Origin of the sequence: Emticicia sp. SJ17W-69 (assembly GCF_051209875.1) — a bacterium.
Lineage (GTDB): Bacteria > Bacteroidota > Bacteroidia > Cytophagales > Spirosomataceae > Emticicia.
The window spans coordinates 115,440-129,064 of the sequence record NZ_JBNTQY010000001.1; the positions used below are offsets into that span (position 1 = coordinate 115,440).

11 protein-coding genes are annotated in these 13,625 nt (G+C 36.3%); 4 read left to right on the forward strand and 7 right to left on the reverse strand.

Annotated features, from left to right (window positions below):
- The first annotated feature begins 23 nt into the window (after window positions 1-23).
- On the forward strand, window positions 24-1,295 hold the full coding sequence (gene serS, locus ACQUQZ_RS00490) for a serine--tRNA ligase (protein WP_435352601.1): 1,272 nt from the start codon (window positions 24-26) through the stop codon (window positions 1,293-1,295).
- 73 nt (window positions 1,296-1,368) lie between these two features.
- On the opposite strand, the gene ACQUQZ_RS00495 is transcribed toward serS, so the two are convergent.
- From ACQUQZ_RS00495 to ACQUQZ_RS00510, 4 genes are all read right to left on the reverse strand, one after another.
- Complete coding sequence (locus tag ACQUQZ_RS00495) at window positions 1,369-1,746, reverse strand: rhodanese-like domain-containing protein (protein ID WP_435352603.1); 378 nt, start codon at window positions 1,744-1,746, stop codon at window positions 1,369-1,371.
- Between the two features lie 64 nt (window positions 1,747-1,810).
- Window positions 1,811-2,656, reverse strand: a complete 846-nt coding sequence (locus ACQUQZ_RS00500; protein WP_435352605.1) for an endonuclease/exonuclease/phosphatase family protein — start codon at window positions 2,654-2,656, stop codon at window positions 1,811-1,813.
- Between the two features lie 213 nt (window positions 2,657-2,869).
- On the reverse strand, window positions 2,870-4,627 hold the full coding sequence (locus ACQUQZ_RS00505; RefSeq protein WP_435352607.1) for a DUF6089 family protein: 1,758 nt from the start codon (window positions 4,625-4,627) through the stop codon (window positions 2,870-2,872).
- Between the two features lie 163 nt (window positions 4,628-4,790).
- On the reverse strand, window positions 4,791-6,884 hold the full coding sequence (locus ACQUQZ_RS00510) for a S9 family peptidase (protein ID WP_435352609.1): 2,094 nt from the start codon (window positions 6,882-6,884) through the stop codon (window positions 4,791-4,793).
- 307 nt (window positions 6,885-7,191) lie between these two features.
- On the opposite strand from ACQUQZ_RS00510, the gene ACQUQZ_RS00515 reads away from it, so the two are divergent.
- The 3 genes from ACQUQZ_RS00515 to ACQUQZ_RS00525 all read left to right on the forward strand — a co-directional run bounded on the left by ACQUQZ_RS00515 (window position 7,192) and on the right by ACQUQZ_RS00525 (window position 10,942).
- Window positions 7,192-8,673 carry a M20/M25/M40 family metallo-hydrolase gene (locus ACQUQZ_RS00515; RefSeq protein ID WP_435352611.1) on the forward strand — a complete coding sequence of 494 codons (1,482 nt, stop codon included), beginning with the start codon at window positions 7,192-7,194 and terminating at the stop codon, window positions 8,671-8,673.
- A gap of 156 nt (window positions 8,674-8,829) precedes the next feature.
- Window positions 8,830-10,371, forward strand: a complete 1,542-nt coding sequence (locus ACQUQZ_RS00520) for a YifB family Mg chelatase-like AAA ATPase (RefSeq protein WP_435352612.1) — start codon at window positions 8,830-8,832, stop codon at window positions 10,369-10,371.
- Window positions 10,372-10,501: 130 nt separating this feature from the next.
- Window positions 10,502-10,942 carry a thioredoxin family protein gene (locus ACQUQZ_RS00525; RefSeq protein WP_435352613.1) on the forward strand — a complete coding sequence of 147 codons (441 nt, stop codon included), beginning with the start codon at window positions 10,502-10,504 and terminating at the stop codon, window positions 10,940-10,942.
- 60 nt (window positions 10,943-11,002) lie between these two features.
- On the opposite strand, the gene ACQUQZ_RS00530 is transcribed toward ACQUQZ_RS00525, so the two are convergent.
- The 3 genes from ACQUQZ_RS00530 to ACQUQZ_RS00540 form a co-directional block, all read right to left on the reverse strand.
- Entirely contained in the window at window positions 11,003-11,680 is a 678-nt protein-coding gene (locus ACQUQZ_RS00530) for an AlbA family DNA-binding domain-containing protein (RefSeq protein ID WP_435352614.1), read from the reverse strand.
- Between the two features lie 114 nt (window positions 11,681-11,794).
- Entirely contained in the window at window positions 11,795-12,394 is a 600-nt protein-coding gene (locus tag ACQUQZ_RS00535) for a DUF1684 domain-containing protein (RefSeq protein ID WP_435352616.1), read from the reverse strand.
- Window positions 12,391-13,584, reverse strand: coding sequence for an MFS transporter (locus ACQUQZ_RS00540; RefSeq protein ID WP_435352617.1), 1,194 nt, complete (start codon window positions 13,582-13,584; stop codon window positions 12,391-12,393). The genes ACQUQZ_RS00535 and ACQUQZ_RS00540 overlap by 4 nt, the downstream gene beginning before the upstream one ends.
- Between the last annotated feature and the right edge of the window lie 41 nt (window positions 13,585-13,625).

The window sequence follows — 13,625 nt, forward strand, 5'->3', positions numbered from 1 at the left end:
AACCTGCAAGGTTTAACTATATCATGTTACAACTCAATTACATAAAAGAAAACAAGCAAGCCACCATTGATAGCTTGAAGCGTAAGTATTTCAAAAATGCAGAGGAAACGATTGAAACGGTCTTAAGCATTGACCAAAAACGCCGTGAAACTCAAGCCGATTTAGATACAACTTTGGCAAGAGCGAATGCTTTAGCAAAAGAAATCGGAGGTTTGATGAAAGCTGGTAAAAAAGAGGAAGCTGAAGCTGCAAAAGCTGAAACAGCCGAATTGAAGGTAAAGTCAAAAGCATTAGAGGAAGACTTAAAAGTTTCAGAATCAGAACTTTACGATGTGATGGTGACGATTCCGAACCTTCCACATGTAAGTGTACCTGAAGGTCGTACGCCAGAAGAAAACTTGAATGTTTTTCAAGCAGGAGATATTCCTGAATTGCATGAAGCCGCATTGCCGCATTGGGAATTGATAAAGCAATATGATATTATAGACTTTGATTTAGGTAATAAAATTACTGGTGCGGGTTTTCCTGTTTATAAAGGTAAAGGGGCAAGAATTCAGCGAGCAATGATAAATTTCTTCTTGGATGAAGCTTTATCCGCTGGTTATTTTGAAATTCAACCACCAATTCTAATAAATAAAGATTCAGGCTTTGGAACAGGGCAATTACCTGACAAAGAAGGTCAAATGTATCATTCAACAGTTGACGATTTATATTTAATACCAACAGCCGAAGTACCAGTTACGAATATCTATCGTGATGTCATTTTGTCTGAAAATGATTTACCAATCAAAAATGTAGCTTATACACCGTGTTTTCGTCGTGAAGCAGGAAGTTGGGGAGCACATGTGCGTGGTCTGAATCGTTTGCACCAATTTGATAAAATTGAGATAGTCCAAATCAGAAAGCCAGAAGAATCTTATCAGGCTTTGGAAGAAATGGTGGCACACGTGAAATCTTTGCTCGAAAAATTAGAATTACCTTATCGTATTCTTCGCCTTTGTGGAGGAGATATGGGCTTTACTTCAGCTCTCACGTATGATTTTGAAGTGTATTCGGCTGCTCAAAAACGTTGGTTAGAAGTGAGCTCTGTATCAAATTTTGAATCATATCAAGCCAATCGTTTGAAACTTCGCTATAAAGCAGAAGGCAAAACACAGCTTTTGCATACGCTCAATGGTTCGGCTTTGGCATTACCAAGAATTTTGGCTTCTATAATAGAAAATTTCCAAACCCCCGAAGGTATCAAAATACCAAAAGTATTAGTTCCTTATTGTGGTTTTGATATAATTAGCTGATAGTGAATGATTTATAAAAAAATAGGCGAAACAAATCAATAGTTTCGCCTATTTTTTTTGTATTATAGCTAATTTATTTCAAACCTGCATTTGCAAGGTCTTTATAACCTCCACCTGTAAGATTATAGATTTGTTTAAAACCTGCTGCTTGTAAAATGGGTGCTGCTTTGCTGCTTCGCCCACCTGCAGCACAATAAACAAAAACGGGTTTATTTTTATCTAATTTTTCAATTTGTTGCTTGAAGTCGGCATCGTTGAAATTCATGCAATTAGATGAAGTGATTTTGCCTGCTTGCCATTCTTGTGGCGTTCTTACATCAAGTAATTGAGCGTCTTTTGTTGTTTTGATTTTAGTTATAAAATCTTGCGGAGCAAGGTTTACACTTTGTGCTTTTGTACCTACATAAGAGAAAAATAAGATTGCGAATACCAAAAAAGTGATTTTTGACATGATACCAAACATTTAAGGGTGAATAAGTTTACACAAAACTAATGATTTTGTATAAACTTACACATCATGGCAATACTAAAACTGCACTTACAGGAAAATGGTCGGAAGGATATAGTCCTTCCCAAGCCTCAGAATGCGAAGCATGACTTAAACACTTAATGCCATTTTTGACGAAAATATAATCAATATGAGAATCTGGGATTTCTTCTCCTTTGAATCCATTGAAGGTACTATATGGCCCATAATGAGGGGTTTTACTTATTTTTTCAGTATCTGTTAGGTGCAAAGGGTCGTTTTCTTGTGTGATAATTTGAATAGGCTCAGAATCTGGTTTTGCATTAAAATCTCCAGTGAGAATGGCTGGTTTCTTTCCTGCAATTTCAGCTATTTTCTTTAAAACTAATTTTGAGCTTTCTCTACGAGCCACTTGCCCTTTGTGGTCGAAATGCGTATTAAAAACATAAAATAATTTACCAGTTTTATTTTCTTTAAAATACCCATAAGTTACGACTCTTCGGCAAACAGCATCCCAGCCAAAGCCAACTTTTTCGCAACTATCACTCAGCCAAAAGGTATGTGATTTTAGTAGCGTAAATTTCTTTTTTTGATACATAATTGGCGAAAACTCACCTGCTTCTTTCCCATCATCTCTTCCTTTACCAATCCATGCAAAATCAGGAAGTTGAGCAGATAAATCTTTAATTTGGTTGATAAGTGCTTCTTGCATGCCTATAAAATCGGCACCATGAAATTTGATTAATTCTGCCGCATGCTCCTTGCGATTCGACCATTGATTGATGCCATCTTCTTTGTTGTCATAACGAATATTAAATGTCATTACTTTTATTTGTGCTTTTGACTCGAAAAAGCAGGAACTGAGAATCAAAAAAGAAAAAAGTACATTTTTCATGTAGATATAAGGTTGAAATATTGGTTAAAAGATAAAAGTAAACTTACTAAAAATATCAGTAAATTTACTTTTATTGATGAAGTACATGCTAATAATTTATCATATAAGGTTTTGGAACTATTAATATTTGAGTAGTATAATTTTTGAACAAAAAAGAGCAGAAACCATTGGCTTCTGCTCTTTTTATATGATTCAGACGATTTAAAAATCGAATTATCTTAATTGGAACTGAATACGAGTGTTTGATTTTTTACCATCAGGAGTCGTATAATCAGTAGTTGGATCTTCATCGCCTTGACCATCATAAGTCATACGTGCTTTGCTGATACATTTTTTCTTCAAGAAATAAGCGTAAATCGCACATGCACGAAGTTTAGCAGAACGAAGGTTAGTTGAAGTACTTGCTCCATCATTAAATGCAGAGATATTTAAGATACTATCTGGACATCTTTGCAATAATGCACAAACGCGGTCAAGTTTTTTGTATGAAGTTGGTTTTAATTTATTTGTACCGCTGTAGAATTCGACTCCTTGTGCTGCTAAGCTCAATTCGTCTAATTCAGCTTGTGAAATCTCACAACCACTTGCTGTTCTATAACCTTTAGGAACCAATTTACCATTTACATATCCTTCTGGGCAACCATCATTTGAAGCTAAACCAGCCAAATCTGGACATTTATCTTTTGCATCAGCTACTCCGTCGCCGTCACGATCAGGACAACCTTTTGCAGAAGCTACACCTTTGATAGTAGGACAATCATCATCTTTATCAGCAATGCCATCACCGTCAGTGTCAGGGCAGCCATTCAATGAAGCAGGGCCTGCTTCATTTGGACAAGCATCATCTTTGTCAGCAATACCATCACCATCAGTATCAGGACAGCCTTTTAATGCTTTTACACCAGGAACATCTGGACAAGCATCATCTTTATCAGCTACACCATCTTTATCACGGTCAGGACAGCCTTTTAATGCTACCGTACCAACTTGTGTTGGGCAGTCATCATCTTTATCAGCAATACCATCGCCGTCAGTATCAGGGCAACCTCTCAAAGCCATTGGACCAGCTTGTGTAGGACAAGCATCATCTTTATCAGGAATACCGTCACCATCAGTATCAGGACAACCTTGGAATTTGCGTAAGCCTTTTTCAGCAACACAAGCATCACATCTATCAACCACACCATCTTTGTCGCTATCTTTATCACCAAAACGATAAGAACCAAGTAAGTTTGCTACTAAATAACCATCGTTATATGCTTTTCCGTTTGGAGCAAGGGCAGTACCCGTTCCCAAAGCAGTAGTCGAAAGTTTGGTTCCATCAAGGTAATCAGAGAAAGCATAACGGTAGCCCATTTCTGCACCAATAGTCCAACGTTCAGCCACATTATATTTCAAACCGACACCAAATGGTAAAACCAAAGCAGCTTTTTTTCTATTGGCAAGATCTTGGTCATATAATTGAGCCATTACATATTTTCTTGGATCATCATCTTGCAAAGCTGCATTTTGAGCTTTTACAGTAGGATTTGTAAATGCTACACCAATTCCACCAAAGAGATATGGGGTAAGTGTCTTTTTGAAAGTACCATCACAAGTATATCTTCTTTCTCTTAATGGATAAAATTCACCCAATAGAGATAGTTCAGTCAAAGGAGATGAAAATTTTAAGCGACGGTAATCCCAACGTCCATCAGGTTGGTCGAGGTCATTGCCTGCTAATTTGCCTAATAGCACTTGGCCACGTAAAGCAAAATAGTCGTTTAGATGTCGGCGAACAAAAGCACCAACCATGATACTGTTTGCGGATGCATAAGGCAAGCTACAATGCATATCACCAAAATATTGGTTGATACCAATAGGAAGGCCCACTTCCCATTTATAGGGTTTACAAACCTTACAAGAATCTTGTGCCTGAGTTGCTAGCGATAAAGTTAATAAAGCTACAAAAAGGTATGTTACTTTTTTCATGTTGGGGGAATTTATTGTTTTCTTCTAAGAAATAATATTAAAATTGGACTAATCACAAGATTTCAAGTCACAATTTAACTCTAATCATTAGCAAAGAAAAAAAAAATTGTTAGAATTTTCTACAAAAATACGCATTATTTTGTTAAAACTGATTATTCGGTCATTATTTATGCGTAATTATTTCTGCTAAATCAATAATAAAGGCATATTCCATTGCAACTTCTTTAAGTGAGGCGAAACGGCCAGAAGCTCCCCCATGCCCTGCCTCCATATTAGTGTGCATTAGTAATAAGTTATTATCTGTTTTCATTGTACGAAGTTTGGCAACCCATTTGGCAGGTTCAAAGTATTGAACTTGCGAATCATGTAAACCTGTAGTTATGAGCATATTGGGGTAGGCTTTTTTCTCTACATTATCATAAGGAGAGTAGGATAGCATATATTCATAAGAATCTTTGTTCTTAGGATTGCCCCATTCTTCAAACTCGCCCGTTGTTAATGGAATGGTTTCATCAAGCATCGTTGTTACTACATCGACAAAAGGCACTGCTGCTACAACGCCTTTATATAGTTCAGGTTTGATATTAACAATCGCACCCATCAAAAGCCCCCCAGCACTTCCGCCCAAAGCAAAAAGTTTGTCAGAACTACAATATTTGTTTTTAATCAGAAATTCTGAGCAATCAATAAAATCATGAAAGGTATTGATCTTCTTAAACATTTTACCGTTATCGTACCATTCACGCCCCATTTCTTGTCCTCCACGAATGTGGGCAATGGCATAAACAAACCCTCTGTCTAAAAGACTTAGTCGCACCGAACTAAATGTTGCATCAGTTGAAGAACCATATGAACCATAAGCATATTGTAATAAAGGAGCAGTGCCATCAAGTTTTGTGTCTTTTCTATAAGCAATCGAAACAGGTACTTTTGCTCCATCACGCACAGTTACAAAAACTCGTTCTGATGCATAATTATTTTTGTCAAAACCACCCAAAACAGTTTGTTGTTTCTTCAACTCTTTTGTCTGGGTATCCATATTATAATCAAAAGTTGAGCTTGGCGTTGTTAGAGAGGTATATCCATAACGTAAAATAGTTGTTTCAAAATCAGGGTTTGCTCCAATGTTAGCATCATAGGCAGGTTCGCCAAAATTCAAATAATGTTCGGTTTTAGTAGTTTGGTTAATGATTCTGATTTGTGTCAAACCTTGATTTTTTTCTTGAACAACCAAATGATTTTTAAAAACCTCAATCCCTTCTAAATATACCTCTTTTCTATGCCCAATTACGACTTTCCAAGTCGATTTGTCGGCAGTATTGCCCTCTTTTACTTCCATCAACTTAAAATTGATAGCATTATCAATATTGGTTCTGACATAAAATTTATCTTGAAAATGCTCGATATTATACTCATGTCCACGCTCACGAGGAGAAAAAACTTTGAATTCTCCCGTAGGATTTGATGCTTCTAACAAGCGATATTCAGATGAAATACCATTATGATCGCAACCAATAGCGATATATTTTTTAGATTTCATGCGATAAAGACCCATATAATATTGGTTGTCTTTTTCTTCATAAATAAGCACATCAGTTTTTACATCCGTTCCTAAAACGTGACGCCAGACCTGATAACCCAAAAGCGTTTGTTGGTCACGGACAATATAAAACAAGGTCTTATTATCGGCGGCCCAAGCATAGCTTCCGCCTTCAGTATTTTTGATTTGATCTTTGAATAATTTACCTGTTTTTAAATCTTTGAATCGAATTGTATAATTTCGCCGACTTACGGTATCAACACCATAGGCCATAATCTCTTCATTATCAGATATTTCGTATCCACCAATGTTGAAATATGCTTTGCCTTTACCTAATTTATTGCCATCCAATAAAACTTCTTCGGGAGCAGTTAAACTATCTTTTTTTCGGCAATAAATCGGATACTCGCCACCTTCAATATATTTTGCATAATAAAAATAATTACCATCTTTAACAGGAACAGACTCATCATTTTCCTTGATGCGACCTTTCATTTCCTGAAAAAGTTCTTCTTGAAAAGACTTTACAGGAGCCATAACAGCATCTAAATAAGTATTTTCAGCATTTAGATAATCAATTACTTCGGGGTTTTCACGTTCATTGAGCCAATAGTAATTATCCACACGAGTGTGGCCGTGAGTTGTTATTTCTTTTGGTTTTACGTGCACTGCTGGTGTTGTTAAACCAGTGTTTTTCATTGTCTGTCCGATACTCATGGTTGATGTTATTAAGAGAAAAAATTAAAGTAGTGTTTCATTGTATTATCGTCTAAGATTCTTGTAGATATATTTAGAAAGGTAGTAAATTTCAAAAGCCTTTAGAGGGTGATTATAGTTTGAATGATGATTGGCGACAAAAATAAAACAAATTCCTGATGAATTGAGAAGATAAGGCTTCGTTTTTAGATAAAAGACCCATGAAAATATTTGTACATTTTATTAAAAAATAACGATTTTTACATTTAATATTACAGTTTGAATAAATGCATTTCATCTATTAAGAAAACAACCAGTCATCAATCTAATGAAAAAACAGACTTTTGCACTAATAATAGCGGTAATTATAGTAACTTTTTCGGCTTTTACTATCAAAAAAGAACGTCTTGAGGATGTTTTTATTAAAATAAACCAAGAGGTTCTTTATCGAGGACGTTCCTACGAAACGCTTGGCGAAGCCACTTCAACAATTGGCCATCGTTTGACAGGAAGTGTTAATGGGAAAAAAGCAGAAGAATTTTCCTATAAATTATTGAAAGAATATGGTTTTGTTGATGTAAAATACTTGCCTTTTGAAGTTGAATCATGGGCGAGAGATACCGTGAGTCTTTCAGTTGTGCCACGTAATAGTGATAATTTTCATGATGTAGAGGTGGTTGCCTTGGCACACTCTCCTGTTTCGTCACATCTTAAATCGCCTATCGTTGATTGTGGCGATGGTGTAGAATCTGATTTTGAAAAAGTAAAAGAGCAAGTGAAAGGCAAAGTTGCTTTGTTTAATATCAATATTCAATCACCTGAGAATAAAGGTAAAAAGAACTTACACCGTTCTGAGAAAACAGCTTTGGCTATCAAATATGGTGCATCGGGCGTAATTATTGCCAATGCTGTGGAAGGTGGCGTACTTTTAACTGGAACAGCATCGGTCACAGGTGAATTGATACCAATACCTGCCGTTTGTATTTCAGTAGAAAGTGGAAAAGCGATTCGTAAATGGCTCAGTGAAGAGCCTAACCTTTTGGCTGTAATTGATATGAGAAATTTTAGCCGTCCAATTAGGGCAAGAAATGTGATAGCCACACTTCCTGGAAATTCAAAAAAGTATAAAAAAGAAAAAATAGTCATAGGAGGTCATTTAGATTCGTGGGATTTGGCAACTGGGGCGATGGATAATGGCATAGGCTCATTTACAGTAATGGACATAGCAAGAGTTTTTCAAGCCTTGAATCTTAGACCAAGGCGAACCATTGAATTTGTACTTTTCATGGGTGAAGAACAAGGTTTGCTTGGCTCAAAGGCGATGGTAAAAAAATACAAAGAAGAAGGGAAACTTGACCAAGTGCAGCTCATGATCAACCTTGATATGGTGAATAATGCCAAAGGTTTCAATGCTATGGGGCGACCAGAACTACGCAAGTTTTTTGATGAAGTGGGTAAAAGAATTAAAGGAATTGATTCGACTTTCACCAATGTAAATCCAAATGGAGCAGGCTTACACTCTGACCATCAGCCATTTATGATTGAAGGTGTGCCTGTTTGTTCGCCATCAGGTAGTTTTCCTGTGAAAGCTTATAATTGTTATCATGCCAATTGCGACCGTTTTGATTTGATTGATAAAAAGCAAATTACCAATAACGTACGATTTACAGCAATGATGCTTTACGCTTTGGCAGAAGCTGATGAATTGCCTGTAAAGAAAATGAATGACCAAGAAACAAAAGAGTTTTTGATTAAACAAAACCTCAAAAATGAATTGATTATTGGCAAAGATTGGCGTTGGGAGCAGTAATTGAAATTAAGAATTAAGAATGTAGAATTAAGAGGTTTGGCTTATATTTTAATAAATCAAAAACTAACTTAATTTGCTGATTACCAGCATTCTACATTCTTATTTATATTTTATCACACAATATAATATTTCTAAAACCACAAAAATTATAAATTTATGCTTTCAAAAACCTTCGGGGCTGCGGTCTATGGAGTAGATGCTACATTAATAACCGTTGAAGTGAGTGTTGTACAAGGAACAGGAATGGCCATTGTAGGTTTGCCCGATGGAGCTGTCAAAGAAAGTCAACAACGAGTAGATGCTGCTCTGAAAAATTGTAATTATCAAATCTCTCGTCAAAAAACAGTTATCAATCTTGCTCCTGCCGATATACGAAAAGAAGGTTCTGCTTATGATTTACCAATGGCCTTAGGCCTTTTAGCTGTTTCTGGACAAATAAAAGCTACAAAAAATTTAGAAGAATATGTGATTTTAGGCGAATTGGCTTTGGATGGAACACTTCGCCCAATCAAAGGAGTTTTACCCATTGCGATTGAAGCTCGCCGGAATAAATTGAAAGGATTTATTCTTCCTGCCGAAAATGCAATGGAAGCATCTATAGTCAATTCTTTAGATGTGATTCCTGTCAATACTTTGACCGAAGCGATTGAATATTTGACAGGACAAAGAGAAATTGAACCCTTGATTACCGATACAAGAGATATTTTCTTCAATTCGGTGAGTGAATATGAAGCAGATTTCTCGCATGTACAAGGTCAAGAAAATATCAAACGAGCTATGGAAATTGCAGCGGCAGGCGGTCATAATGTGATCATGATTGGCCCACCAGGAGCAGGAAAAACCATGCTTGCCAAGCGTTTACCTTCGATTTTACCACCACTCACACTCCATGAAGCACTCGAAACCACCAAAATTCATTCTGTTGCAGGAAAATTAGGTGTAAAAGCCTCTTTGATTGCTCGCCGACCTTTTCGTTCGCCACACCACACCATTTCTGATGCGGCTTTGGTTGGTGGCGGAAGTTTTCCACAGCCAGGAGAAATATCTTTAGCTCATAATGGTGTCCTGTTTTTGGATGAATTGCCAGAATTCAAACGAACGGTTTTAGAAGTAATGCGTCAACCTTTGGAAGAAAGAAAAGTGGTGATTTCTCGCACCAAACAAGCCGTTGATTTTCCTTCAAACTTTATGTTGGTGGCAAGCATGAACCCTTGTCCATGCGGGTATTATAATCATCCAGAAAAAGAATGTAGCTGTCCACCTGGCACAGTTGGGAAATATTTGAATAAAATTTCAGGGCCATTGCTTGATAGAATAGATTTGCATGTAGAAGTTACTCCTGTAAGTTTTGACCAAATTGCTTCTACAAGAAAAAATGAAACTTCGGCCGAAATAAGAGAACGAGTGATAAAGGCTCGTTTGTTACAAACAAAACGATTTGAAGATTTTCCAGAAATTCACTCTAATGCCATGATGCCACCCGAAATGGTAAAAGAGATTTGTGATATTGGCGAAGCAGGAAAAGCGTTACTCAAAAAAGCAATGGAACGTCTCGGACTTTCGGCACGTGCGTATGATAGAATCTTGAAAGTAAGTCGCACGATTGCTGATTTGGCAGGTTCAGAAGAAATCAGAATAGAACATTTAGCTGAAGCTATTCAATATCGAAGTTTGGATAGAGAGAATTGGGCGGGGTAAGTTTGATTCAATTCAGAGAATTGAACTACAATTTTGGTCTGAATTTTGCTTTTTCCACTATTAAAGAAACTAAAATCTTATGCTTGTACGTTAGATAAAATATTACTAATCACTCATTATATCATCAAAAATGAAGAAAAACTTATTGTTTGCCACTATCGGACTACTTTTTAGCTTATCTACCTTTGCTCAGCATGCAAGTAGTGCCACAGGGATAAAATTCAACGAAAGTTCGTGGAAAGAGATTGTAAAAAAAGCCAAAGCAGAAAAGAAATTGATTTTCATGGATGCTTATACTACTTGGTGTGGACCTTGTAAAATGCTTCAAGCAAGGGTATTTCCAAATAAGGAATTAGGGGCGTTTTTCAATGAAAATTTTGTAAATGCAGCCATTGATATGGAAACTGACGAAGGTGTTAGATTATCAAGTATCTATGAAGTACAGGGTTATCCATCGTTATTTTTCATTGACCCAAATACAGGAAAAGTAGTTAAAGTACTTTTGGGCTATCAAGAAATCGACCAATTGCTTGATACGGGCAAAAAAATAGTAGCAAAAAGAAAAGTATAATCATACTGTCTTGAGAATTAGCGGAAAAACTTTGAGAAATTCCGCTAATTCTTTGGGTAATTAAGCAGCCACAAAGTAATCCTGAATTTCGTGAGGTTTTACTTTTAATACATTGGCAAGTACCAAAACTACTAAAGTACGAGAAGCTATTTTTCGAGAAATGTTGGCAATGGTAGCATAAGTTTCAACGGTAATCTGTTGATTATCAGCCAAATATTTCATTAAAGTTTTTTCTTTTTCTCCATATTGAAAGCGAATATTAAGTCCTTTTCGCTCACCTTTTAAAATTTCACGCATCTCACGACTCGCTTGTACCGAGCGGTCGGCCACACGCACATAAGCTCTGCGATTTTCTAAAACACCATCTAAATCAACATAGTGAGGCTTAAAAGGACTTTTCGGAATAGTATAAATTAATACTTCTCGCTCCCCCTCCACAATGAGTCGATCGAGTGTATAATCAATGGCAGGATAAATGTATTTTTCGATGGCACGTTGAAGAATGAATTCGTCCTCATCAGGAAATTTAAGACCTTTGAGGCTTTTATCATCGGCAACACCCACAATCAGTCTGCCGCCATCTGTATTGGCGAATGCCACCATCTCACGGACGATTTTCTCAGGGTGGGTTGTTTTTAGCTTAAATTCTACGTACTTGTTTTCTCCGTGTCTAACAAGTTCTTTCAGTTCCCTTAGGTCAATTCTTGACTGCTGGATAGGTTGGTACTCCAATATCATTTCCCGAATGATTTGGTTTCCTAAAAATACATTGAGGAAAGCAAATTTGCAAAAATATTTGTGTGATTTTTACTTCAATAACGATAATCGCTGGAAAATGTTCAATAATATAGCTTAATGATTTTTTCCGAAATTCTTTTCGCCGGCTTCAATGGCTATTTTTAAATGATTTTCTTTTGGTGGAATCGGACAACTATAACCTTCACTAAAAGCACAATAAGGATTATAAGCTTTGTTGAAATCTAAATAAATCTTATCGCTTTCGAGTTGTTTCATTCTCAAATCAAGGTAACGTCCGCCGCCGTAAGACTCTTTTCCATTGGTCAAATCTTTGAATGGAATAAACAAATAATCACGGTATTGAGGAATTATTTTCAAACCAAGTGATTGATAAACAGCGAGTTTGTATTTTTTCTTGTCAATTTGGAAACGTAATTCTCCAAATTTAACGTACGTTTTTGTCTTTCCTGCTGAAGTTGGTAATTCAAAAGGTTCGCCTCTTTTTGTAGCAACAAATTTACATTCAACCTTGAACTTTTCATTCGGTTCATAAAAGCGTAAATATTCAAAATCTTCTTGATTCAAAGGAGCATTAGCCGATTTTAAAAATTCAGCTTTGTACTCTTCTCGGTGTTTTTCTATTTCTGCCTTAAAATCTTGTGCAAAAAGGAAAACAGGAAAGAAGATAAATAAACCTAAAAAAACATTTTTCATTGGGCAATCGGCTTAACAGTTTTGGCGATAAAAATACTGAAAAATATCATTATCATAGCAAAATACCCCACATAAGGATAGTTTTCGAGATAACCAGAGGCATTTTTGTGAATGATAAAACCACCAATATTAGTAGCAATTGCTTGTGCAAAAAGCTGTACCGAAGAATTTATCGCCATAAAACTACCTCTTTGTTGCGGAGTAACGACACTTGAAATAATCGCCTGCGTTGGAATCAAACGACCATTTGAAAAGACAAAAAATATTCCCGCAATAACCAAAACTCCCCACAAAACGCCAGAAAACATATTGGTTATCAAGAAAATTGGAATCATGGAAAGTAAGGCGAAAGTCACAAAAATTGGATATTTACCTTTTTTATCAGCTAATTTACCAACCATTGGTGCTGAAAATATAGTGAGCAAGCCACCCACGAAATAAATCAAGAAAATATTGTCTTGACTAAAACCAACATTTGCCACCAAAGTAGGTGAGATAAAAGGAATAATACTAAAATGCCCCAGCATAATAATAGTGGAAAGGCCTAAAGCTCGCAATTGGTTGGGGTTTTTAGTAATATCAGTAATTACAGCAAAAGGACTTTGTTTGGGTTGACGGTTTTTAAGGTGTTTGTCTAATTTTGGCACAAACCTATAAATCAAAAAAATCACAACGATCCCTAAGCTACCAAGTATCAGAAAGGGCGAGTGCCAACCAAATTTAGCAGCAAAAAATAGTCCCGCTGGAATACCAACAACAGCTGCTAATGAAAAGGCTGTGGTAATAAAACCCATTGCTGTTGCACGTCGCTCATATTCAAAAGTATCAGCTACAATTGACATTACTTGAGCTCCAATCAAGCCACCAAATGTACCAGCAATCGTTCGAGTTAAAATTAAAACTTCGTAAGTTGGGGCAAATGCACAAGCAATTGTGCCAGCCACAAAACCTGTATAAGCAAAAAGTACAACTTTTTTACGGTCATAATTATCAACGAAAAAGGCAGCTAAAAAGCCAGAAATACCAGCACTTAGACCATAAGCTGATACCACAAAACCAAATTGACGGGGAGAAATATTGAAAATATGCATCAATTGAGGCCCTAAAGGCATCATTATCATAAAATCTATGATATGAGTAAAATTAATACAAGCGAGTATAAAAAGTAGTAGTTTTTCTTTTTGAGTCATGCTGAAAAATAGGAATTGTACTATTTTTCAACGAAAGAGAA

Bases quoted from the DNA above. Each gene is read 5' to 3' on its own strand.
- serS (WP_435352601.1), top strand. From the start codon at position 24: ATGTTACAACTCAATTACATAAAAGAAAACAAGCAAGCCACCATTGAT.
- ACQUQZ_RS00495 (WP_435352603.1), bottom strand. From the start codon at position 1,746: ATGTCAAAAATCACTTTTTTGGTATTCGCAATCTTATTTTTCTCTTAT.
- ACQUQZ_RS00500 (WP_435352605.1), bottom strand. From the start codon at position 2,656: ATGAAAAATGTACTTTTTTCTTTTTTGATTCTCAGTTCCTGCTTTTTC.
- ACQUQZ_RS00505 (WP_435352607.1), bottom strand. From the start codon at position 4,627: ATGAAAAAAGTAACATACCTTTTTGTAGCTTTATTAACTTTATCGCTA.
- ACQUQZ_RS00510 (WP_435352609.1), bottom strand. From the start codon at position 6,884: ATGAGTATCGGACAGACAATGAAAAACACTGGTTTAACAACACCAGCA.
- ACQUQZ_RS00515 (WP_435352611.1), top strand. From the start codon at position 7,192: ATGAAAAAACAGACTTTTGCACTAATAATAGCGGTAATTATAGTAACT.
- ACQUQZ_RS00520 (WP_435352612.1), top strand. From the start codon at position 8,830: ATGCTTTCAAAAACCTTCGGGGCTGCGGTCTATGGAGTAGATGCTACA.
- ACQUQZ_RS00525 (WP_435352613.1), top strand. From the start codon at position 10,502: ATGAAGAAAAACTTATTGTTTGCCACTATCGGACTACTTTTTAGCTTA.
- ACQUQZ_RS00530 (WP_435352614.1), bottom strand. From the start codon at position 11,680: ATGATATTGGAGTACCAACCTATCCAGCAGTCAAGAATTGACCTAAGG.
- ACQUQZ_RS00535 (WP_435352616.1), bottom strand. From the start codon at position 12,394: ATGAAAAATGTTTTTTTAGGTTTATTTATCTTCTTTCCTGTTTTCCTT.
- ACQUQZ_RS00540 (WP_435352617.1), bottom strand. From the start codon at position 13,584: ATGACTCAAAAAGAAAAACTACTACTTTTTATACTCGCTTGTATTAAT.